The organism is [Mycoplasma] gypis (genome assembly GCF_016924775.1).
Taxonomy (GTDB): Bacteria; Bacillota_I; Bacilli_A; order Mycoplasmatales; family Metamycoplasmataceae; genus Metamycoplasma; species Metamycoplasma gypis.
This window is the reverse complement of record NZ_JAFFTD010000001.1, coordinates 104,105-127,432: the sequence shown is the minus strand read 5'-3', so window position 1 is coordinate 127,432 and position 23,328 is coordinate 104,105. Positions and strand designations below refer to the sequence as shown.

The following is a 23,328-nucleotide window of genomic DNA, read 5'->3' as shown; positions in this document are numbered from 1 at the left end:
TTTAATATTTATATAGATCAAAATAACTTATAATTTTAATTTATAGGAGTAGGGATGAATAATAAACCAAAAATAAGATTTAAAGGATTTAGTGAAGAATGGATAAAAAATAAAATAGGTAATTTTACTCAAAAATATGTAAATATAAATAAGGAAAATAATGGAACTCTGAAAAGTTATTCTGTAACGAATAAAAAAGGTTTTGTTTTACAAAATAAACTTTTTGAAAATGGGGGCAAAGCCGTTAATGGAGATAAATCGAAATCAAATAAAATAGTAAATGGTATTTTTGCTTATAATCCTTCAAGAATAAATGTGGGTTCAATTTCATTTTGAAATAAAGACGAAGAAATATTAATCAGTCCTTTTTATGAAACTTTTTCTATCAATTATGATTTTGATAAAAATTTATTTTTAATGTGATTAAAAAGCAATTTATTTAATAAAATAATGTCCAAAAATTTACAAGGAGGAGTGCGTCTAGGTTTAAAATATTCTTCCTTGTCTGATATTTATTACTGTTATTCACATGTAACAGAGCAACAAAAAATTGGTTCACTATTTCAAAATATTGATATCTTACTAAAAAATACTGAGCAAAAGACTCAAAAAATACAATCAGTAAAGAATTTTTTACTGCAAAAAATGTTTCCCGAAAATAATAAAAAAATCCCAGAAATTAGATTTAAGGGGTTTAGTGAAGAGTGGCACAAAAAAACCATTAAAGATATTTTTAGTTTTGAAAGACCTGACAATTATATAGTAAAAAATGAAATAGAAATTAATAAAACAAAAACCCCAGTTTTAACAGCTAATAAATCATTTATACTTGGATATACATTTGAAAATAGAACTTATAAAAATGATTCAATAATTTTTGATGATTTTACAAAAGATTTTAAATATGTCAATTTTGAATATATGGTGAAATCATCAGCTATAAAAATTCTTACTTCTTCAAATCCTAAAGAGTTTGTTTTAGAGTTTTTGCACTCATTGCTGTTTACAATTAAAACCGATACACTTTTACATGGTAGACACTGAATTTCTGTAATTCAACCTTCTTTTTGTAAAATACCAAAATATAATGAGCAGCAAAAAATTGGTTCATTCTTCCAAAAACTAGACAGATTAATTCAACTTTATGAGATTAAACAACAAAAGCAAGAAGCAATCAAAAAAGCTTTACTCGAAAAAATGTTTATTTAAAAAGACACCGTTTATAACGATGTCTTTTTTTGTACGATTATTTTAATCCTAATTGTTCTTTAAGAATTTCGCGCATTGAAGAAATAGTTTTTTGAATTTCTTCTTCTGAGTATCCATCGTTTCTTAAAGAAATAGTGTGTTGAGTTAACACTTGTTCAATGATTCCGAATTTATTTTGTAAATCTTCTGGATTAATTGTTTGTGATGAAGATTGTTGAGCTTCAGGGTTGTTCATTAAGTTAACACTACTTTCAATTGCAATTCGATCTGTTAATTCATTGAAGCGTTTAGAACCTTCTTGAGTATAAACTTGATAAGGATTTTTTTGCGAATATTGAACCAAGTTAGATGATTGACGAAGTTTATCCATGATGTTAATGTGATCTTGTCATGCTTGGTCAAAAACTTTTAAAATGATTGTTCTTTCTGAATCAATTAAAGCTCCGATACCAAATTTATCAATAATTACTTCACGCATTTTTTCGTATTCTTCGTTTAAATTTGTGGCAATATAGTCAATTAATTCTTGTTTTTCATATTTTGATAATTCGTCAATATCAAATTTAAAGTCAGAGTTTTTTAATCAGTTATCATTTAAGTATTTTGTGAATTTTTCATAATCAATAGCATTATTTTTTAACATGAAAAAACTATTAGATACTACTTGTTTAGCAGTAGATACAATCATTTTATTGATTATTCCACCGAGATCATCACGATCCAGAATTCAGTCACGTTGTTGGTAAATTAAGTCACGTTGTTGACGAATAACGTCATCGTAATTTAAAACGCTTTTACGGTTATCGTAATTGAATCCTTCGATTTTCTTCTGAGCTCTTTGGAAGGCTTGTTGAATAGATTTTCCTTCGATGGGTTTTGAACCATAGTTTTTAAACATTTCTTTCCATTTATCTTGAACACTAAAACGTAAAATTAATTGATCATCAAGACTTAAAAAGAATTTTGAATAACCAACATCACCTTGACGACCTGAACGTCCAATTAATTGATTATCAATCCGACGAGATTCTGCACGATCAGTACCAAGAACGTATAAACCACCAACTGCTTTAGCTTCTTCCGAAGGTTTAATGTCAGTTCCCCGTCCAGCCATGTTAGTTGCAATTGTTACTGCTCCCAGTTGTCCGGCATTAGCGATAATATCAGCTTCTTCAGCGTTTTGTTTAGCATTTAAGACAGTATGAGGAATATTGGCTTGAACTAGATATTCATGTAATCTTTCTGAGTCTTCAACTTGTGCAGTACCAATTAAAATAGGTTGTTTGCGAGCATAAACTTTTTTAACTTCTTCAACAATACCCATATATTTGGAGTGCATATCAACGTAAATTACATCTTGATCATCATATCTTTGAAGTGGACGGTTAGTTGGAACAACATTAACACGCATATTGTAAATATCAATGAATTCTTTTTCTTCAGTTTTAGCAGTACCAGTCATACCACTTAGTTTTTTAAATAATCTAAAAAAGTTTTGATAAGTAATTGTTGCCAATGTTTTATTTTCTGGTTCAATTTCAATTTGCTCTTTAGCTTGAATTGCTTGTTGTAATCCTTCTGAATAAGCACGGCCTTCCATAATCCGCCCTGTAAATGAATCAACCAACTCAATTTTATCGTCTCTAACAATGTATTCAACGTCAATTTTCATAACTTTGTGAGCTCTTAGCGAATTTTGAATTCGGTGTACTAGTTCTGAATTTTCAATATCATAAAGATTATTAAATCCAAAGTATAAGTTAGCTTTATCAATACCTTCATCAGTTAAATAAACAGATTTTGTTTCTTCGTCAATATAAAAATCTTCTTCATTTAAAGTTCTTACAAAAAGATCAGCTGTGTTATATAAATAACTTTCTGAATTATCTCCTCCGGAAATAATTAACGGGGTTTTAGCTTCATCAATTAAGATCGAGTCAACTTCATCAAGTAAAATAAAGTTAAGTCCTCTTTGAACTTTTTCTTCTTTTCTTAAAACCATATTGTCACGAAGATAGTCAAAACCTAACTCTGAGTGAATTGAATAAGTGATGTCACAATTGTATGCTTGACGTTTTAAATCAGTAGCCATTTGTGCTTTGTTAATTCCAACACTCATACCTAATCATTGGAATACTTCACCCATTTCAGTTGCATCCCGTTCTGCTAGATATTCATTAACAGTTGAAACAATAACATTTTCGCCAGTCAAAGCATTTAGATAAACAGGGGCGATCGAAGTAATAGTTTTTCCTTCTCCTGTCTTCATTTCTGCAACAGAACCTAAGTCAAGAATAATCCCCCCAAGCATTTGCACATCATAAGGTCTTTTGCCTAAAACACGTTTAGTAGCTTCCCTTGAGACAGCAAAAACTTCTGAGCGAATATCTTCAGTTGTTTCACCGTTTTTTAAACGCATTTTGAATTCATCAGTTTTTGCCTTTAATTGCTCATCAGTTAGAGGTGATATAATGCTTTCTCAGCGATTTATTTCATTAAGAGTATTATAAGCGATGCGCATTTCAGCACTCTGTGGTTTTGGAATTAAAAATTTTGATTTTTCTGGCTTACGAACTGGAATTACATAGTTCTCATTTTCAGTTTTTTGTTCAATATTATCTTGTTTTAAAAGCTTTTTCATAGATTAATTAATTATATACTAAATATAGTCATATATTATTCTTATTATTATTGATAACAAAAAGTACCGGAATTATTTTACCGGTACTGATTTATATTGAAACGGCTTGTGAAATAAGCAATAGAACTAAAGTGATTTTTTGTTTTGTGTTTTGATCAGTTTTAGCCTTGTTTTCTAAATCAAATGTCAAAGCATGATTTTCAATTAATTTTTTAATTGAATCAATACCTTGGTTTTTTAAATTTAGAGTTGCATTTTTTTTGACAAATAAATTATGAAGAGTTTCACTATTTGGGTTTTCACTCAATTTATTAATTAAGTCTTCATTAACAAAATGTTCCATTGAAATTAAATCATTAAATTTATCTTCAAGTAATTGTTCGCTAATATATTTACTGTTTAGAAGAGTTGAAAGATCTCTTTTAAAGTCTTCACTAACTGTAATTCGTTGTTGTGAATTAAGATCAAATGTTTGTTCTAAATAATGTGATGCTTGAGTTAAGAATTTCATTCTGTAAGCATCATCTAAGATGAAATCTGATGTTAATCTTAATTCATCACGACTAAAATTAGTTTCTTGTTGACTTGATAACGAATGAGCAATGTCATGTGTCATCTTATTAAATAAAGATGCTAGTTTCGAATTATTTTCAACATTGTTCTTGGTTTGTGGAGTTAGAATATATGATTTTAAAAATCTTTCAAAATTTTCAGTTTGTTTAGAATTTAAATTTAAACTCAAATCAAGAAGACTTACTCTTATGTCAAAAAATCTTTCTGGAACCATATTATAGTCTTGTAAATCTTGAACTGAGATGTAATCAACCTTAGTTGCATATTGAGCGACAGTTTTTGGATTAATAATAAATGACATAATCATGTCGTTTTTAAGCATTTCTAATGCTTTTTGTTTTGCTTGATTTATTGCTGTACTTGGTGATTTTTGTTTACCATCAACAAGCGCTTGAGTTATTTGTGAGACAGCATTAATATATTCATTACGTTTTGACTCTACTAAGAAGAAATTAGAAATTTTTAACTGTTCATCATGATTTTTTACTGAAATTTCAGACTCCGAATCAAAAGCATTTTTTAAGCTAGTAATTAGATTATTAACTTTTTGAGATTTAATTGCATTATTTTCAATTTCTTTTTTTAATCCTTCATTAAGGATAAAAACATTTAAAAGTTTGTCTAAATTTTCTTTTTGTTTTTGATTTAGTGTCATATCTAAACCCAATAATCTTGTTCTTATTGCTAAAAAATCATTAGGTAAAGTATCAATTTGTTCAATATCTGAATATGCAATATTTTCAGCACCTATTTCATCTTTATTTCTTACAAATAAATCCATAGTTATGTCGCTTGATAAAATTGTACTTAAATCGTTTTTAATATCTTGATATTGAGGTTTTGATTCAGTTATTGAGCCATTGCTTAAGTCTTCAAATACTGATTGTAAGTTATGCGAAAGTCTTGTTTGGTATTCAGGATTTAAAGCAATTTTTGAAACGAGTTCAGCTTCATTACTATCAAAATCTGGAGCTTCTTGTGTAATTGTAAGGGCTTTAACTAATTCAGAAACAAATCTGTTGTAATCTGTTGATAATTCTTGATTATTTTTAATTTCTTCTTTTAATGATTTTGAGGTCAATGAATTGCGAATTAATTTTTCAAGATTAGTTTTTCCAACAGTGTTTAAATCAATTTTTACATCTAACAATTTAGCACGCATTGATAAAAAGCCGTCTGGAAGACGTTTAAAGTCTTCGATATTTTCTTTACTGATTAGCGCTGTTTGATCTGCCATTTTATTAAAAACTTTTTCAATTATTGAATTGAATTTTTGACTTGATTCCAAAATTGTTTTTAAAAATGGTTTTGTTTTTTCATTTAATTCGAGTGGTGTATTTTTTGTTCCATCTACTAAAGATGAAAATATTTTTTGAATATCATCAACGACTTGATTACCTTCTTCTTCATGAATTACAAACAGCTGAACTATCATTTTGACTGCTTGACCATCATAACCAATTGAATCACCTTTACCAAAGCTTAATGCTTTTACTGAAGGTTGAATAATTTTTTCCAAGTAGGTTTTATTTTCACTTGTGATTGAAGTTACGTTTGAAACTAAAAGACCAAATGGAAGCAGATAACCAATTGTTAGCACTGAACCTGCAATTTTACCAATTAAACTTCTTTTTTTACCTAAATTTATTTTTCTTGATCTTCTTTTTTTGACAACAAAAATAATTGCTATTAAGAAAATAATGAAAGAAATAATATTGAATATTAATAAAATTAACAATTGCATGATTGGGATAGTATACGAACTAACATCTGACACCGTCAGTCCAAACTCTCCTAATTTACTATCAACATCAATTGTTTTGGCAAGTGCATCACTTCCAAATGCACATGCAATCAGTATTAAAAACTGAATGATAAAAATAACTAATGATCAAATTCAACCCTTTATTCAACCTAAGATAAATCCTAACAAGATTGAAACTACAAGAGTTACTATTAACCCTACAATTCAAAGCGAACTTGAACTGTTCAACATTGAGTCTAAAAATGCTTTCACTTTTGCCTTCTTTTATCCTAATAAATCCATTTTTGGATCATCTTTTCAAGGATTTTTTTGATTTATTCTATCTAAAAATAATTTTCCTTGCAAGTGGTCATATTCATGTTGCATAACAATAGCAACATAACCACTTACGTCGTAAATTTTTTCTTTTTTTTCAAAATATGAATAAGCTTTAACTTTTACACGTTTATACCTTGGAACATATCCTTCTTGTTTTGGTCAAGATTCGGATACGCTTAAACACCCTTCACCTTCTGCAAGTGACTGTTTATATTCAGAATGACCAATCATCACTGGATTTACTAGTGCATCTCGAAAAATATATTCACCATCTTCATCTTGAATCATGATATAGAAAATATTTTTTAAAATCCCATATTGCACTGCAGCGACTCCAACTCCTGCTCTAAATTTTGAACCTTCTTTTTGTGAGTCGTCAATGTGATAAATCATTTTCTGAATTAATAAATCATCTTCTTCTGTTAGTGGTAATGGTACATCTTGTGATTTTTGTCTTAAAACTTTATTCGGTAATTTTACTAATTTAACATCAAACATAATAATTATTATACCATTACATAAATAGCATTTTTTTGCAGTTTGTTATAATTATTAGAAATGTTAAGAATCGTCGCAGGAAAATATAAAAACACTCGTTTAGAACAACCTCCTAAAGAAATTACTCGTGCATCAAGCGAAAAATTGCGTGAAGCAATTTTTTCTTCTCTTCAATTTGACATTGAAGGTAAAACATTTCTTGATTTATTTGGGGGCTCAGGGGCTTTTTGTTTTGAAGCAATTAGTCGCGGAATCAAGTCTGCAACTATTGTTGAAAAAAACTTTTTAGCTTTTAAAACCATTAAACAAAACAAGGCAAAATTCAGTGCTGAAGACATCGAAATACACAATAAAGACGCAATCAAATTTTTAACAAATAAAGCTACAAAAACTTTTGATTTCGTCTTTGTTGATCCGCCTTATAAAATGAGTGATTTATATACAAAATCACTGCAACTTCTTTTTCAAAATGACTGAATTAATCAAGATACAATGATTATTGTAGAAACCGATAATGAAACTTTTAATTGTGGCAATAATTACGAAATTGTTAAAACCAAAAAATATGGGATTTCATATATCTTTTTTTTAATTCCTGTCTTTAAAAAATAGAAATTTAAAATATAATTTTAAATAATAAAAGGGGTAATAATGCAAGAAACAGTATTTAACAAAAAAATTATCATTTTCACTGGTCCTTCAGGAGTAGGAAAAGGTACTATTGAAAAACAACTTTTTAAAGATGTTGCTTTAAAACTAAAACTTTCTGTATCAGCAACTACAAGAAAGCCAAGAGTAGGCGAAGAAGAAGGCGTTCACTACTACTTTATTTCAAAAGAAGAATTTGAAAAACATATTGCTAATGGTGATCTATTGGAATGATCACAACACTTCGACAATTACTACGGAACTCTTTTTAGTGATTTAAAAAGAATTTCTTCAGAAGGTTATATTCCCTTCCTAGAAATTGAAACAAACGGAGCACTTCAAATTCTTGAACAATATAAAAAATTAGGACTGGAAAATAAAATTGTATCAATCTTTGTTTTACCACCTTCATTTGAAGAACTTAAACGTCGTATTATTGAACGTGGTTCAGAAACAGAAGAAACAATTAAAAAAAGAATGGAAAAAGCTTTTGAAGAAATTCGTTACTCAACAGTATTTGATTATGTTGTAACAAATGATAGTGTTGAAGGAACATACCAACAAGTTAAAGGAATAATTGAAAAGGAATTCAATCTTTAATTATGCTTAAATTTGCAGCAAAAAGTGATATCGGTTTAGTTCGTTCTGAAAATCAAGATTTTGTTTCTTATGCTTATAAAAACAATGTTGCACTGGGAATTTTATGCGATGGAATGGGAGGACATTACAACGGTCTTCTTGCTTCTAAAACAGCAGTAACAGAATTCAAAAAATATTTTGAAGAAACTGACTTTTCATTGATTAGTGATCAAAACAAAAATGCAATTCAAAAATGATTTTATAAAGGACTGACAATTGTTGATCAAAAAATGCGTGCTTTAGTTGAAGAAAATGCAACTAATTCTGACATGGGAACAACTCTTACAATGTTCTTATATTTTGAAAAAACTAAAAGCACATATATTTTTAATATCGGCGATTCAAGAACATATCTTTACAATGGTTTTTTACATCAAGTAACAAAAGATCAAAATATTCTAAATTACTTAATTGATGTTGAAAGCTGAAAACCAGAAGAAGCAAAAAAAGCAAAAGGTTGAGATCGACTTACATCAGCTTTAGGACCAAATAAATCAAAAAATGCTGATATCTTTTTAATTCATAAAGACTCAAACCCACGCATGTTTATCTTAACAACCGATGGAATTCATGATTTCATTTCTAAACCTGCTTTTGAGCAAATATTACAAAACTCCAACTACAACCTTGAACAAAAATGTGATCATTTAATTGATTATGCAATGATTAATAAATCAAATGACAATCTAACTTGTTTAATTATGGAGATTGAATAATGGAAAATCAATCACTTGAAAAATTAAATAAAAAATATCGCATTATTGCGAAATTAGGTGATGGTGGAATGGGTTCGGTGCACCACTGTAAACGTTTAAGTGACGATAAAGATGTTGCAATTAAAATCATTAAAACTGGTTGTACTGAGGTTGAAAAATTACGTTTTCGAAATGAAGTAAAGGCAATGCGTTCAATCAATTCACAGTATGTTGTCAAATACTATGAAGCCGAATTTGAAGAAGATGAACGTTGAATTGCAATGGAATATGTTCAAGGTAGCGTTCTAAAACGCATGATTAAAAAAAATGGTTACTTACAAACTGAATTAGCAATTAATTTTGCAAAAATGATTGTGCAAGGTCTTGTTGATATTCATCGTGCCGGAATTGTTCATCGTGATTTAAAAAGTTCAAACATTATTGTTTCAGATAATTCAAATATCAAAATTATTGATTTTGGTATTGCCCTAGATGAAGTTACTCCTCGTTATACTCAAACTGGTAAAGTTATTGGCACCCCTGAATATATTGCCCCAGAATTAATTAATAAAACTGCTGGACCTTCAGCTCAAAGTGATATTTATTCTTTTGGAATCTTGCTTTATGAAATGCTCGAAGGTACAAGCCCTTTTAGTGGAGGAGTAAAAGCTCAACTTCTAAGTCATTCAAATGACGAAATTCCTAAATTAACAAGAATAAATGTTACTGTTCCACAAAGTGTGCAAAATATTATCAATAAATGTTGTGCAAAAAACCCCACAGATCGTTATGAAGATGCATATGCTCTTTATCAAGATCTTTCAACTTGTCTTAACCCGGAAAAAGTCTTTGAAAAACCAGTAGATTACAACAAAAAAAATAAAGGTTCAAAAATTTCAAAAATAAACAGTAAGAAATTTTGAATCGCCATTATTAGTGTTAGCGCCATTATCCTTGTTACAGCTTTAATTATGCTAATTATTGAAGTAAGTGGAAAAAAATAATGTTATACGGAAAAATTATTAAATCGCTTGCTGGTTTTTACGACATTAAAACTAAAGATGGGACCGTTTATAGAACTAGGGGAAGTGGAAAATTAAGACTTTTAGATATTAAACCCACTGTTGGAGATTGAGTAGATTTCATTCCTGATGGTTTAATTCACAAAATTTATGAAAGAAAAAATCTTTTTATTCGACCAAAAATCGCAAATGTTGATCAAGCAATTGTTGTTATGTCACTGGTTGAACCTGAGTTTTCTTACTCATTAATTGATAAATTTTTAATGATAATTGAAGCCAAATCGGTGGAGCCTGTTATTGTTTTGACAAAAAAAGATCTGACTAATGATTCAAAAATCCATTTCTACAAAAAACAAGGTTATACTGTTTTTGAAATTGACTACTCACAACCAATTTCTTTCGAAGGTCTTGAAAATATTTTTAAAGATAAAACCAGCTTTTTTGTTGGTCAAACTGGTGTGGGTAAAACAACTTTAATCAATCACCTTGCTAAAACAAATTTTGAAACTCAGGCAATTTCAAAAGCTTTAAACCGTGGAAAACATACCACCCGTGAAGTAAGTTTAATAAATTTTAATGGTGGTGAAATTATTGACACACCTGGTTTTTCTTCAATTGAGTTTGATATCACTTATGAGGATATGCCAATTGCTTTTAAAACTTTCCGTGAAAATGCTGTTAAATGTAAATTCAGATCTTGTTTTCACAATCACGAAAGCGTTAAAGATTGTGAAATAAAAAGACTTGTTGAACAGGGAATTATCAAGAAAGAACGCTACGAAAATTACTTAAACTTTTTAAATCAAGCAAAGGAAAATAAATAATGAAAAAAATCGCACCTTCAATTCTAGATGTTAATAAAGATAATTATGTTGAATATGTAAACCAATTAATTGATTGAAATGTTACAAATGTTCACTATGATGTTATGGACAACAAATTTGTTCCTAACACTGCTTTAAGTTATGAAACAATTGAAAAAATATATCAAAATACCAAACCTCACACTATGGATATTCACTTAATGGTTGAGGATGTGGAAACTAACCTTGAAAAATTTTTAAAATTTGCAAACATTGTTACATTTCACTATGAAGCTGTGTCAAAACAAAGATTAGAAGCAATTATTACCAAATATTCATCAACAAAAAAATTAGGTTTAGCAATTAAACCAGGTACTGATGTAAGCCAAATTAAAGATATCATTAAACACTTTAAACTAATCTTAGTTATGAGTGTTGAACCTGGTTTCGGTGGACAATCTTTTATTGAATCAACATTGCAAAAAACTCAAGAAATCGCCCAATATATTAAAGATAATAATCTTGATACTATCATTCAAATGGATGGTGGAATCAAAGATTTTAACATTAAAAATGTTTTTGAACACGGATGTAATTTAGCTGTTGTTGGTTCTTATCTTGTTAAAAACTTTTCTCAAGAAACCATTGCGGACTTATTAAAATAAAATGCAAAAAACTTTTACTTTTAACCATAATCAATCGCTTGAAGAATTAGCAAAGTTTTTAGTTAATCTTAATGTTGAAGCTATTTTAATGGACGGTGAATTAGGGGCCGGCAAAACAACCCTAACTAAAGCAATTGCAAAAGAGCTAGGAATTCGCGACAATATTGTTTCACCAACATTTAACACAATTTTAATTTATGACGGTTTAGTTCATATTGATGCCTACAAGTTAAAAGGTGATTTGACCGCTTATGAAGATTTTTTTGAAGATAATTTAGTTGTTATTGAATGATCACAAAACATTTCCCACCCCTTTAGTTGTTATGTGATTTTAAATGCTTATTTAGATAATGACAAACACGTTTTTGAAATTGAGGTTAAAGAATAATGAAATTTTATATTGATATGTGTTTAGATGATTTTGTTGTTGCTTTACTGGATAAAGAAAATCAACTACTTGATTATAAAATTATCAAATCACTAACAAAAAAAGTTGATGACACTCCATTTGCTATTAAAGATTTACTTAAAAAATACAATCTAAGCATGAATGAAATTGAATCACTATGAATAAATCGTGGTCCCGGGTCTTTTACTGGTTCAAGAATAGCCGTTGTTTTTGCAAAGACAATTGCACAAATATTAAATACCAAGATTTACACTACAACTTCTTATAAGCTTTTGCAAAAACAAACTAATAAAAATCCTGTCATTATCAAAGCTAATAAATTCAGTAGTTACAAAATCTTTATTAATGCAAATGATGTTGACATGGAATTAATTAAAGGAATTGAAGAAGATAAAATAGACTATGAAGAAATAATTTATAATTTTTCTAAATATACTCAATGTTTTACTTTTGAAAGTAACATCGAAAAAATTGATGTTCTTTATTTCCACGAACCACAAATAGGAGGTAAATAATGACTATTTTAGGTATCGAAACCAGTCATGATGACACTTCTATTGCGATTCTTGAAAATAATAAAGTAATTATTAATTACACAATTAGTCAGATTTCAATCCATAAACAATATGGTGGGACTGTTCCTGAAATTGCTTCACGTTTACACGTTGAAAATATTTATAAAGTCATTGAAGAAGTCAAAAAACACTATGATTTAAACAAGATTGATTTAATTGCTTACACAGCCTTGCCTGGTCTTGTTGGAGCTTTACAAGTAGGCTATATCGCAGCACACGGTTTAGCGATTGCTTTAAATAAACCAATTGTACCAATAAATCACCTAACAGGTCACTTTTACTCAGCAACAATCAATAAAAAACCATTATTCCCAACAATTGGTTTAATTGTTTCTGGTGGTCACACACAAATAATATATGCAAAAAACGAAGTCGACGTTCAAATCATTGGTCAAACACTTGATGATGCTGTCGGCGAATGTTATGACAAGGTAGGAAGAAAACTTGGTTTAAATTATCCAGGTGGTCCAGAAATTGATAAAATTGCTTGTGCCAATAAAGCTAAATACCATGAACATTTTTCATTTCCAGTTACTGAAAATAAATACGATTTTTCTTTAAGCGGTTTAAAAACTCAAGTAATTAATAAAATTAATAATTACATTAACCGTCGCCAAGAAATTCCTGTTGAAGAAATTGCAACAAACTTTCAAAACACTGTTATAAACTACTTAAAAGAAAAAATGGAAATGGCAATTAATGAGTATAATCCTAAATCAATTATTCTTGCTGGTGGAGTAAGTGCAAATAATGGTATAAGAGAAATGTTTCTTTCCTTACATGAAAATGCTTTAATTCCCGAAAAGCAATTCGCAACTGATAATGCTGCAATGATTGCTCAAGCTGCAAAAATTCTTTACTCTGATTCTTTTAAAGCGGTGCTAAAAAATAAATACTAATATGGATGCTTACAAAATTTGTAAGCATTTTTTATGCAAAAACGCAATGGCTAAGTGTTGCGACGTTCTATCATTCTTTATTTTTTAAAGTAATATGCTTTTTATAACGTTTTAAAACATTAAATAAAAGACTTAAACCCAAAATACTTTTAATTTATTTATTTGTTTCTGCTGACTTTAAAAAAATATTTACACTAAAGTAAGAATGAATTTATTGTCATGAATATTTTTTCGTTTAGTGTCTATGAAACTCTTTTTTATTTTAATGTTTTCCTTTTTTCTGTGGTTTGTTAAAACCGCACTTATATTGCACTAAAACTTCTAATATAAATTTATATTATTAAACTTTTGTGCTTTTGGATAAAAACAAAAAACCAACCCCTTTGGGTTGATTTTTATTTTTCGTTGTTTTTATCTTCAAAAAGCACTTCTTTTGCCACTGCCATTGTTGATGCGACGTCTTTTAAATTTGGCGGGATGATAATTTTTGTTGCAGTACCATTAGCAAGTGTTTTAATTTCATCAAGAGCTTTATATTGCAGAATTTTATCATTAATATTGGCTTCATTTAAAAGTTCAATAGCTCTTCTTTTTCCTTCGGCTTCTAGAATCGATTTTTCTTTTTCTGCCTGGGCTTGTAAAATCATTCTTTCTTTAACAGCTTCAGCGTTTAAAATTGTTGATTCTTTATTACCTTGAGCATTCAAAATTAAGGATTGTTTAATTCCTTCGGCTTCTAGAATTCTTGCTCTTTTTTCACGTTCTGCTTGCATTTGACGAATCATTGCTTGTTCAACTTCTTTTGGTGGAATAATGTTTTGGATTTCAACACGATTTACGCGAATTCCTCACGGATCACTAGCTTCATCTAAAACTTTAGTTAATTTTGAATTAATGACTTCACGAGAAGTAAGCGATTGATCAAGTTCTAATTCTCCAATTAAATTTCTTAGTGTTGTCGCAACTAAATTTTCAATTGCTTTTAATGGAGTTTCAGCTCCATATGAATATAGTTTTGGATCAAAGATTTTTAAGTATACAACAGTATCAACACGAATTGTTGCATTATCTTTGGTAATTACTGATTGAGCTGGAAAATCTAAAACTTTTTCTTTTAAATTTTCTTTAACAACAACTTTATCAATAATAGGAACAATAAAGTTAACTCCTTTATTTAAAGTTTTGTGATACTTACCCAAACGTTGTACAACTCAAAAGTTTGTTTCTGGGACAATTTTGATAGAACTAATTAATAAGCATAAAACTATAATAAATAGGGAAACACCAAATACTGTTCCAACAATTTGTGATACCAACATTTTTTCTCCTTTTATTTATAAATTATAAATGCAGAGTGCTGCGAATTTTCATATTCTCAATCAAATCGTTCTTGATCAAGAATTTCTTCTACTAAATTCGCTAGGCTTCCAGTACCTTTACCAGTAACAATAATCATCCTTGTGTCATAGCTGTTTTCAAAAGCATATAATGCATTTAAAATAACTGCGGTTGCTTTTTGAACATCAAGACCATGTAAATCCACTCTTCTAATCATGGATTTCCCCTTGACATTTTGGACAATAATATGTACCTCTTCCATTTACTTTTGTCTTTTTAATTAACACACGACATTCGCTACAAGGTTTTCCAACACGAGTATGAACCTTTAAAAAGTTTTGAAATTGTCCTTCTTGTTTATTTAGTGATTCATAAGAGTTAATTGTTGAACCACCTAATTCTTCGCTTTTTTTCATAATTAAATAAGCATTATTCATAAGTGTTTTTAATTGGTCTAAACTAATATCTTTAGCTGGTGTAACAGGGTTGATCTTTGAAGCAAAAAGTGTTTCATCAGCGTATATATTTCCTATTCCTGACACAATTTCTTGATTTAAAATAATTGTTTTAATTGCAACGCTAGATTTAGAAATTTTTTGCATCATTTGTTTTAAATCAACCTTATCAGGTGTCGGTGCAACTTTTTGTAGTGGATTGATTGATAAATAATTTTCTTTTGTACGTACATGAAATGTCCCAAAAGCACGCGAGTCAACATATTGAAGTTGGGTTTTGTCTTTAAAATTAAAAATAACATGTGCATGTTTATCGGGCTCTTGTTGTTGGGTATAGAAACGATATTTCCCTTCCATACGAAGATGAGAAATTAAAACAATGTCATCACTCAAAAAGAAAATAATATGTTTTGCAACGTTGGACATATCTAAGATTTTTTTATCTTCTAAAGTTTTTTTAAATTCTTGAAAACTAATTTCTTTAATAAGTTTTGGATTATAAACATCAATTCTTTCAATTTCTTTATTTAAAATGTGATTTTTTAGTGATTTTACAACCACTTTGACTTCTGGTAATTCTGGCATATATAAAATTTTACCAAATATACGTTTATAATTGTATTTATGAGTTCAAAATATGATGATGTTTTTGTCTGTACAACTGATACAGTTTTAGGGCTTGGAACAAGTATAAAAAGTAATAGTTTACACTTACTTTATGAATTAAAAAAACGTGATATTAGCAAAAAAATTATTATTTTAGTTTCAAGCTTGCAACAGGCTCAAGAAATTACAAATTGAGATGACAAAGCAATTGAATATGCAAAAAAATACTGACCTGGAGCTGTATCTTTAATAGTCAATGGTCAAGGATTTAGAATGCCAAATCAACAAGGATTATTACAATTTCTTGAAAAAGAAGGACCTTGTTTCGTAACAAGTTGTAATATTTCAGATCATGAAACAGCTAAAAGCATTAAAGAAGCAAAAGAAATTTTTCCACAAATAAAAAGATTTTACGATTTTGGTCCTATGTCTCAAAAGGCAAGCAAAATTATTGATGTAAATAGTGGTAAAATTATAAGAGAATAGAATTAAATTTTAGGAGTATTATGAAAAAAATTGCCATTTCATCTGATCACGCAGGATATGAATTAAAAGCTAAATTAGTATCTAATCTTGAAAAACTTGGATATCAAGTTGAAGATTTAGGTCCTTCTAATGGAACTGAAAGCGTTAACTACGCTGAATATGGTTTTAAATTGGCTGAATTTTTAGAAAATCACAATGACTACAAAGGAATTGGAATTTGTGGTACAGGATTAGGAATTAGCTACGCCTTAAACCGTTACAGCCACATTAGAGCAGCAAGAGTTTGCTCAGTTGAAGATGCTAAATTAGCTAAACTTCACAATGATGCAAACGTTCTTGTTTTCGGAGGACGTCAAACACAAATAAATGATGCATTAGAAATGTTTAATGAATGAGATAAAACACACTTCGAAGGTGGACGTCACCAAGTTAGACTTGATTCTTTATCGACAAAGGGTTCAAAATAAAATCTATGGATTAAGTTCCATAGATTTTTTAATTTATTTTGATAATTTTAAGCAATATAATAAACACAATTCTTTAAAATTTAATAATACTTATTTTTAAAAAATATGAAATAAAAATCTGTGGGTTTTTGTCCACAGATTTTTTTAATCCACTTTGTTTGTATTAAATATTCCTTTAACATTGACAACAGGTGTAATTCCTATTCATGCGTTTGGGTCAATTTTTCTTACTTCTTGTTCAATTATTGATTGCTCCAAGAATAAAGCAATTGTTTCGATCTTTGTGCTTTCTTTTCCGGTATAACCACTTTTCATAGTCACAACGCTGTAACCATGTCAGTAATTAATTTCTTTGAAGTGAGCACAAACTTCTTCAACCTTGGTTGTGTGAATATCGATTTTTATTTTTTTGTATTTAGGATAAATGAATGAGATTAATATGTTGTAAACACTGATATAAACTAAAGTTGAAATAACTCTAACTACAAATGCTGCCATGTTTCATGGGTGATCATTGACAACTCCACCAAGTTCAACTCCACCAATCGCAATAATTGAAATTCCTGCAAATAAACAAGCAACAAAGAAACTTACTCTTCCAACAGACATTTTTTTCACTTTTGAAATGTAGTAGATAATGATATCACTTCCGGCTGTAGAACCAGAGTTTTTTCAAGCAATTGAAGCTGCTAATCCACCAAGAATTGCTCCTGCGATTGTATAAATTATTATTGGTCAAGTTTCAACACTTATGTCGAAATTAGGATTGGCTTTCCCAAAATTGTGTCACCCTGTTTGTCCTTGACTAACAAGAAGTGTGTTATTGCTGAAGTCAACACTCGACAAGGCATCACTTTGAATGTATTTAATACCTTCTGGTGTTTGATAAATGTTTCCGCCCATTAAGGTTCAGTGTTTTCATGTACCAATAACATGATTTCCAAATGCATCTTGTTGTCCATTTATGAAAGTTCCTGAATAAACGTTTCATGCTATTTTATCCGCTTCACCACCAACGGTATTTCTTAAATAATAAATACTGAACTTATCATTTAATCAGTCTCTGACAACATAAGGGTGTGAAGAACTAAAACCACTAAAAATAAACTCACTAACAACTTGAAAAAGTAGTCAATACATTGTTAAAATCATAAAAATTCGCGAATTTTTCTTCCAAAAGAAGAACATAAACGGTAAATTTATCGCTAGATATAACAAAGCAAAATAATTTCTTAAAAAATCTAAAGTATAAGTAAGTGACTGAATAATCGCACTAACTCCTGAAGCAACTGTTGCTGCTTTTCCTAAAAAGAAAGCAATACCAATATTAAATAAAACAGCTGATATAAACATTCAAGCAAGTTTCTTAGGATGTTTTACTCAAATGTTTCAAAAAGTTAATCCTTGCGGATTTAAATCAGTCAAATCAATTACTTTTCGTTTTGACGAACGAGTTTTTTTTGTAGTTTCATTACTCATACATTTCCTTATTTAAAAATAAAATATTTTAAATTATAATAGAATTTTTATTTATTGTATTTTTTTAATCAATAAATGAGGTGTCAAATTTTCCTTTTACATCTGACATCGGAATTACACCGATTCAAGCATTGGGATCAACGCTGCGAATTTGTGCAATAATTCAATCTTTTTCTAAGAATAATGAGCTAATTTCAATTCTTCCTAGATCTTTATGGGTTTTACCACTAATTCCATAATAGATATTTCATGAGTGATTGAACTCAATTCTTTTTAGTTTTTCACTGATTCTTTCAAGTTTATTTGAATAAACTTCGATTCTTATTTTTTTATATTTTGGATACATTCTATCAATTACGAAACTATATACTCCAATATAAATCACAGTACATAAAACCCGAACAATCATCTTTGTGGTTGAATTATCGGTAATTGAATCATGTAGATAGTTTCAAGGACGTGTTGGAATTTTTTGGAAAATTTCTAAAGTTCCTAAAACGCAAATTGAAAAAGTTGCAAAAAGCATCGAAACAATAAAACCAATTTTTCCTACTGATGCTTTTTTAACTTTTGAAATGTAATAAACAATAACATTAGAACCAGCAATACATGCTCCTTGTTTTCAAGCAATTGCTGAAGCAAATCCATCTAACACACCTCCAATAATTGCATAAACAAAAATTGGTCATGTTTGTCCATCATAATAAGATCCTTTACCTTGTAAAGGATGATTGAATGCAACTCAATAATTGTGATCTTTAGGACTATAAATAGTAATTGTTTCTTTTAGAAACTTATTAATTTGTGGTATTTCACCAAAAAAGGCTTGTGTAACAACTTGAAAAACCAGTCAATAAGCAGTCAATACCATAAATAATCGAGGATTTTTGCGTCAAAAATAAATCATAATTGGTAGATTTACAAGAACATAAAAATATCCAAAATAACGATCTCAGTTCATGGTAAAAGTAATAATTTGAGTTATTGATGAAGTTCCAGTTGCAACAACGGCTGCCTTTGAAAGAAATGTTGCTACCCCTAAATTGAAGAATACAGCGCTTAAAAAAATGAAGAAAAGTTTTTTAGGAAACTTTCTTCAAACATTGATAAAGTTAACGTTATAAGGATTCATTTCTTCTTGTCAAGTTTGTTTAGCTTTTTGTTTATTTTCTTTTAAAGCTTCCTTTTGTTCTTTAGTTAATTTATGTTTTTTAACTTTTTCAGGAAGAATTCTATTATTCATAACGTTCCTTTCTAAAATTTAGGTCTATTATTTTCAGGTATTTCACTGAACGCATTAATGTCACGTAAAAATAACAACTCGACTGATCCGGTTGCACCATTACGGTTTTTAGCAACAATAACATGAGTTTTAGAAATTTCAAAATTTGGGGTGTTACTTGCAAAATTTTGAACAGGAGCAGGGTTATAGTCGCCACCACCTTCACTAGTATCCACTTTTTTTGCATAATAATCGGGGCGATATAAAAATAAAACACTGTCAGCATCTTGTTCAATCGCACCAGATTCACGCAAGTCACTTAACATAGGTTGTTTATCTTCACGCATTTCTACCCGACGTGATAGCTGACTTAATGCCAAGACTGGACAACCTAGTTCACGAGCTAATTGTTTTAAAGAACGTGAAATTTTGGAAATTTCCAATTGACGATTATCAGAAGAAGTTTTTGAATCACTAATCAATTGCAAATAGTCAATAATAACTAAATCTACTTTGTGATTTTGTGCAAAACGACGACAAAGCACTAATAAATCTGAAATATTCAAAGAAGATTTATCGTTTAAAAACATCTCTCAATTCGAAATTCCATCAACAGCTATGTTTAACTCTTCTCATTCGTGTGGTTCAATTGCACCACTTTTAATTTTCGAAAGCTTTACCTTTGATTCAAACCCAATTACCCGCTCTAAAACTTGCTTATTTGTCATTTCTAGACTAAAGAATAAAACAGTTTTTTTATTTCTTGCAACATTAGCTGCTACGTTTAGAGCAAAGGCTGTTTTCCCCATTGAAGGACGAGCAGCTAAGATGATTAAATCTCCTGGATTATAACCCAGAGTTAATTGATCAAGAGTTTCATAACCAAACGATAGTCCTGCTTGAATTTGATTTCCTTGTCTTTGGTGAATAGTTTTTAAAGCTTCCTGAGCAACATCTTTGGCTGTCTCATACTGAGTTTTTGTATCGCTTATATCAATATTTATTAGTTTAATTTGAAGTTCAGAAATGATTGAAGAAATGTCTTTTGAAGATTGCATATCAAGACTTGTTTCTGAAATAACCTTCATTAACCTTTTTTTCTTCGCAAAATCAATTAAAACTGCTAAATAAGAGTGAATTTCACTAGAAAAACCGTGACTTTCCAACAAGAAATAAAGATACTCTAAACCACTTTTATTTAATACATGAAGTTTGTCAACAATTTTTTTCTTGACCAAATAATCTATTAAAAATGCAGTGTCCATTTTGGTATGCATTTGGCTTAATTCTTCAATTGCTCGGAAAATTATTTGATTTGCTTCAAAATAAAAAATATCTTCAGTAAGACTATCAGCAATTTCATTATAAAGATTTGGGTCATCAATTAAAATCCCCATTAATGGAATTTCATTTGCTATGATGCTTTTAATTTCGTTTTCGCTAAAATCCATTGCTCCTCCTTGAAAACATTTTTTATTAAAAAGCAAAAATTATTATTTTGCTTCAGTGATTTTAACTTTTAAAAACGCCTTAACACTTGGGTGTAATTTAATTGCTACACCATGATTTCCTAATGTTGAAATTTTTATTGATTCTAAACTGTGTTCAGGTAGTTTAATATTAAATTTTGATAATTCTTTTTCAATTGCTTTAGTAGTAATTGAACCATGTACTGTTTCGTTGTGTACTTTTAATTCGAAATTTAGTTGTACTTTTTCAATTTCAGCTTTTAAAAGGTTAGCTTCATAAATTCTTTGTTGTTCGTTTTCAGCTAAGTTTTCAAGTACTCTTTCACGATTTTTTAAAGTTGCACTATTAACTGGTTGTGCATAACCATTTTTAATTAAAAAGTTTTTAGCAAATCCATCTTTTGCTTCGATTATTTCGTTTACTTTATATTTTTGGTAAGGTTTAATTATAATTACTTTCATCTTTTACACTCACTATTGCTTGGATTATGTTATCAACAAAAATGTTGATTGGTTCTTTTTCATCACTTATTGCCGCTGCTGCTCCGAAGTGTCCACCACCATTAACAGCCTCAGCAATGATTTGAACGTTTGTATCAATACCTCTTGCACTCAATTTATAACGATTTTGTCCGGGAACTTTTGCGATAACAAACGCTGCTTTACGGCCTTGAATTCTTAAAATTTCTTCAGCCGCGATTGCGACAACGTCACTTTCTGCTTCTTTATCATAAGTTGCTAGGAAATATCCAGGCTTAACTTCTTGAAGATTTTGCAAGATGTTTGAAACAATTTCATGGACACTTTCATCCATTTTTAAAGTTTCAATACTTATTGCACTTGAAGCACCGAGACTTTCTAAAAAACTTGCTGCTAAAAATGTTTTCGAAGAAGTTGTTTTTAAGAAACGATTTGTATCCATATAGATACCGTCAAGAAGCATTTGAGCAGCTTCTTTTGATATGGCTTTTGAATTATTTGAAAACATTATCAACTCAGTAATAATTTCTGAAGCACTTGAAGCACCTGTATCAACATATATATTTTGTTTCAGGACGTCTTCTGGAGTTTTAGAAATTCTGTGGTGATCAAAAATAAAAATATTTTCAGGGCTGATGTTTTTGAATGCATTTGGATTCTCTACTCGATCATTTTCAACGCAGTCTACAACAACAACTAATGTTTTATCATCGTTAAGTTTTGTCGCTTGTTTTGGTGAAATAAAAATATTTTTTTTACTTAAATAAGTATTGACTGATTTTTGTCCAGTCTGATCAAAAGTTTTATTTTGAATAAAAACTTCTTTTTTATAATATTTCGCAATTTTGGCGATTGCATAAGCCGAACCAATTGCATCAAGGTCAGCTAATTTATGACCATAAACAATCACTTTCGAAATTGAATTAGATTGAAGCTTATTAATAAACAGTTTTGTAATATAAGAAATTTTAGTTCTATTAGTGCTAAAAGCTATTTCTGATGTTGAACCAAAATGTTGGGCATTATAATTTTTATAAATAACTGTAATTTGGTCACCACCCCTTGATTGAGATTGGCTTAAAGCTTCTTTGGCTTTTTGGCTTAATTGTTCTAAGGTATCTTCTCCACTAGCGAAACCAGCAGAAATTGGAACTTTAACCTGTTTATCGCCTATTAAATTACTTTTAATTTGTGTTAAATCTTTAAAATTAAGACTCACTAATTTTTTTAGTGATTCTTCAGTTGTGATGATAAAAAAACTTGTATTTAAATAACGACGGTAGATAAAATTATATTTCTTGCTAAGGTCATCTAAAACATCAACAACACTATTATAAATTTTGAATATTTCTTCTTCAGAATAAATTGATTGATACAATTGCATACTATCAATTTCAATTTCTCCAAAAACAGTTTTTTCATTTTCGTATAATCTTGATGTATTTTGTAGTAAAGTGATATCCCTTAATAATAAAACATTTTTACCCAGATTTAAATTAACATCATAAACAAAATCACCATAACGAAATTCATGTTTATTATCATAATCATCTCAGTTACTAATATCAAAATAATTACGTAAATTTTTGGAAATAATTGTTTCTCCAAATCTTTGGCGAATAAATTTTGAAATTCAAATAATTTTTAACTTATCGTTAAAAATAATAATTCCAATACCTTCTTTACCCACTTCGTTTTCAACGTGGTAATTTAAAGTATTTTTAATAATTGTATTATTCTTGATAATAGTATGAATATATCAAACAAGATATATTACCGAAAAAATCATTACAGCTGAAAGAACAGAAATAAGAATTTTTGCGCTTTTTTCAAAGCTTGGGTAATTAATGTATAAGCCCAAAAAAATGAAAAACAAAATAAAAGGAATTACAAATAAAAAGATAATTCCAAATCATAAATGCTTGTCTTTTCTTGGGTGATTTATTCAATTTTTCATATATTAAAAT

Annotated in this window: 23 protein-coding genes; 12 read left to right on the top strand and 11 right to left on the bottom strand. The window is 29.1% G+C overall.

Annotated elements, in window-relative coordinates; genetic code table 4:
* Window positions 1-54 precede the first annotated feature (54 nt).
* Window positions 55-1,209: a restriction endonuclease subunit S domain-containing protein gene (locus JV175_RS00590; RefSeq protein WP_205498291.1), complete on the top strand. Its 1,155-nt coding sequence runs from the start codon at window positions 55-57 to the stop codon at window positions 1,207-1,209.
* Window positions 1,210-1,246: 37 nt separating this feature from the next.
* Here JV175_RS00590 and secA read toward each other — a convergent pair whose 3' ends face one another.
* From secA to def, 3 genes are all read right to left on the bottom strand, one after another.
* Window positions 1,247-3,730, bottom strand: a complete 2,484-nt coding sequence (secA, locus tag JV175_RS00585; RefSeq protein ID WP_240337599.1) for a preprotein translocase subunit SecA — start codon at window positions 3,728-3,730, stop codon at window positions 1,247-1,249.
* A 211-nt stretch (window positions 3,731-3,941) separates the two neighbouring features.
* On the bottom strand, window positions 3,942-6,440 hold the full coding sequence (locus JV175_RS00580; RefSeq protein ID WP_205498287.1) for a hypothetical protein: 2,499 nt from the start codon (window positions 6,438-6,440) through the stop codon (window positions 3,942-3,944).
* Between the two features lie 12 nt (window positions 6,441-6,452).
* Window positions 6,453-7,004, bottom strand: coding sequence for a peptide deformylase (gene def, locus JV175_RS00575; protein WP_205498285.1), 552 nt, complete (start codon window positions 7,002-7,004; stop codon window positions 6,453-6,455).
* 60 nt (window positions 7,005-7,064) lie between these two features.
* Here def and rsmD point away from each other — a divergent pair, with 60 nt between their 5' ends.
* From rsmD to tsaD, 9 genes are read left to right on the top strand one after another with little or no spacing between them, the layout of a single operon-like run.
* Window positions 7,065-7,616, top strand: a complete 552-nt coding sequence (gene rsmD / locus JV175_RS00570; protein ID WP_205498283.1) for a 16S rRNA (guanine(966)-N(2))-methyltransferase RsmD — start codon at window positions 7,065-7,067, stop codon at window positions 7,614-7,616.
* A 39-nt stretch (window positions 7,617-7,655) separates the two neighbouring features.
* On the top strand, window positions 7,656-8,252 hold the full coding sequence (gmk, locus tag JV175_RS00565) for a guanylate kinase (protein ID WP_205498280.1): 597 nt from the start codon (window positions 7,656-7,658) through the stop codon (window positions 8,250-8,252).
* Between the two features lie 2 nt (window positions 8,253-8,254).
* Window positions 8,255-9,007: a PP2C family protein-serine/threonine phosphatase gene (locus tag JV175_RS00560; protein ID WP_205498279.1), complete on the top strand. Its 753-nt coding sequence runs from the start codon at window positions 8,255-8,257 to the stop codon at window positions 9,005-9,007.
* Complete coding sequence (locus JV175_RS00555; RefSeq protein WP_205498277.1) at window positions 9,007-9,990, top strand: serine/threonine-protein kinase; 984 nt, start codon at window positions 9,007-9,009, stop codon at window positions 9,988-9,990. The genes JV175_RS00560 and JV175_RS00555 overlap by 1 nt, the downstream gene beginning before the upstream one ends.
* Window positions 9,990-10,832 (top strand): ribosome small subunit-dependent GTPase A, encoded by an 843-nt coding sequence (gene rsgA, locus JV175_RS00550; protein WP_205498276.1) that lies wholly within the window; start codon window positions 9,990-9,992, stop codon window positions 10,830-10,832. The genes JV175_RS00555 and rsgA overlap by 1 nt, the downstream gene beginning before the upstream one ends.
* Window positions 10,832-11,476 (top strand): ribulose-phosphate 3-epimerase, encoded by a 645-nt coding sequence (locus JV175_RS00545; RefSeq protein WP_205498275.1) that lies wholly within the window; start codon window positions 10,832-10,834, stop codon window positions 11,474-11,476. The genes rsgA and JV175_RS00545 overlap by 1 nt, the downstream gene beginning before the upstream one ends.
* A gap of 1 nt (window position 11,477) precedes the next feature.
* Window positions 11,478-11,864 (top strand): tRNA (adenosine(37)-N6)-threonylcarbamoyltransferase complex ATPase subunit type 1 TsaE, encoded by a 387-nt coding sequence (gene tsaE, locus JV175_RS00540; RefSeq protein ID WP_205498274.1) that lies wholly within the window; start codon window positions 11,478-11,480, stop codon window positions 11,862-11,864.
* Window positions 11,864-12,400: a tRNA (adenosine(37)-N6)-threonylcarbamoyltransferase complex dimerization subunit type 1 TsaB gene (gene tsaB / locus JV175_RS00535; RefSeq protein ID WP_205498273.1), complete on the top strand. Its 537-nt coding sequence runs from the start codon at window positions 11,864-11,866 to the stop codon at window positions 12,398-12,400. Before tsaE ends, tsaB begins: the two co-directional genes overlap by 1 nt.
* Window positions 12,400-13,359 carry a tRNA (adenosine(37)-N6)-threonylcarbamoyltransferase complex transferase subunit TsaD gene (tsaD, locus tag JV175_RS00530; RefSeq protein ID WP_205498272.1) on the top strand — a complete coding sequence of 320 codons (960 nt, stop codon included), beginning with the start codon at window positions 12,400-12,402 and terminating at the stop codon, window positions 13,357-13,359. The genes tsaB and tsaD overlap by 1 nt, the downstream gene beginning before the upstream one ends.
* Window positions 13,360-13,754: 395 nt before the next feature.
* On the opposite strand, the gene JV175_RS00525 is transcribed toward tsaD, so the two are convergent.
* The 3 genes from JV175_RS00525 to mutM are packed head-to-tail and all read right to left on the bottom strand — an operon-like array spanning window position 13,755 to window position 15,737.
* On the bottom strand, window positions 13,755-14,678 hold the full coding sequence (locus JV175_RS00525; protein ID WP_205498271.1) for an SPFH domain-containing protein: 924 nt from the start codon (window positions 14,676-14,678) through the stop codon (window positions 13,755-13,757).
* An 11-nt stretch (window positions 14,679-14,689) separates the two neighbouring features.
* Window positions 14,690-14,914 (bottom strand): Smr/MutS family protein, encoded by a 225-nt coding sequence (locus JV175_RS00520; protein ID WP_205498269.1) that lies wholly within the window; start codon window positions 14,912-14,914, stop codon window positions 14,690-14,692.
* Complete coding sequence (gene mutM / locus JV175_RS00515) at window positions 14,907-15,737, bottom strand: DNA-formamidopyrimidine glycosylase (RefSeq protein WP_205498267.1); 831 nt, start codon at window positions 15,735-15,737, stop codon at window positions 14,907-14,909. The genes JV175_RS00520 and mutM overlap by 8 nt, the downstream gene beginning before the upstream one ends.
* Before the next feature lie 39 nt (window positions 15,738-15,776).
* On the opposite strand from mutM, the gene JV175_RS04270 reads away from it, so the two are divergent.
* On the top strand, window positions 15,777-16,244 hold the full coding sequence (locus JV175_RS04270; protein ID WP_205498264.1) for an L-threonylcarbamoyladenylate synthase: 468 nt from the start codon (window positions 15,777-15,779) through the stop codon (window positions 16,242-16,244).
* Window positions 16,245-16,264: 20 nt separating this feature from the next.
* Complete coding sequence (locus JV175_RS00505; RefSeq protein WP_205498262.1) at window positions 16,265-16,711, top strand: RpiB/LacA/LacB family sugar-phosphate isomerase; 447 nt, start codon at window positions 16,265-16,267, stop codon at window positions 16,709-16,711.
* 144 nt (window positions 16,712-16,855) lie between these two features.
* Here JV175_RS00505 and JV175_RS00500 read toward each other — a convergent pair whose 3' ends face one another.
* The 5 genes from JV175_RS00500 to JV175_RS00480 all read right to left on the bottom strand — a co-directional run bounded on the left by JV175_RS00500 (window position 16,856) and on the right by JV175_RS00480 (window position 23,318).
* Window positions 16,856-18,190: a YitT family protein gene (locus tag JV175_RS00500; protein WP_205498260.1), complete on the bottom strand. Its 1,335-nt coding sequence runs from the start codon at window positions 18,188-18,190 to the stop codon at window positions 16,856-16,858.
* Between the two features lie 64 nt (window positions 18,191-18,254).
* Window positions 18,255-19,433 carry a YitT family protein gene (locus JV175_RS00495; RefSeq protein ID WP_205498259.1) on the bottom strand — a complete coding sequence of 393 codons (1,179 nt, stop codon included), beginning with the start codon at window positions 19,431-19,433 and terminating at the stop codon, window positions 18,255-18,257.
* A gap of 11 nt (window positions 19,434-19,444) precedes the next feature.
* Window positions 19,445-20,863: a replicative DNA helicase gene (gene dnaB / locus JV175_RS00490; RefSeq protein ID WP_205498257.1), complete on the bottom strand. Its 1,419-nt coding sequence runs from the start codon at window positions 20,861-20,863 to the stop codon at window positions 19,445-19,447.
* 42 nt (window positions 20,864-20,905) lie between these two features.
* On the bottom strand, window positions 20,906-21,343 hold the full coding sequence (gene rplI, locus JV175_RS00485; RefSeq protein WP_205498255.1) for a 50S ribosomal protein L9: 438 nt from the start codon (window positions 21,341-21,343) through the stop codon (window positions 20,906-20,908).
* Window positions 21,324-23,318 carry a GGDEF domain-containing protein gene (locus tag JV175_RS00480; RefSeq protein ID WP_205498253.1) on the bottom strand — a complete coding sequence of 665 codons (1,995 nt, stop codon included), beginning with the start codon at window positions 23,316-23,318 and terminating at the stop codon, window positions 21,324-21,326. The genes rplI and JV175_RS00480 overlap by 20 nt, the downstream gene beginning before the upstream one ends.
* Window positions 23,319-23,328 lie beyond the last annotated feature (10 nt).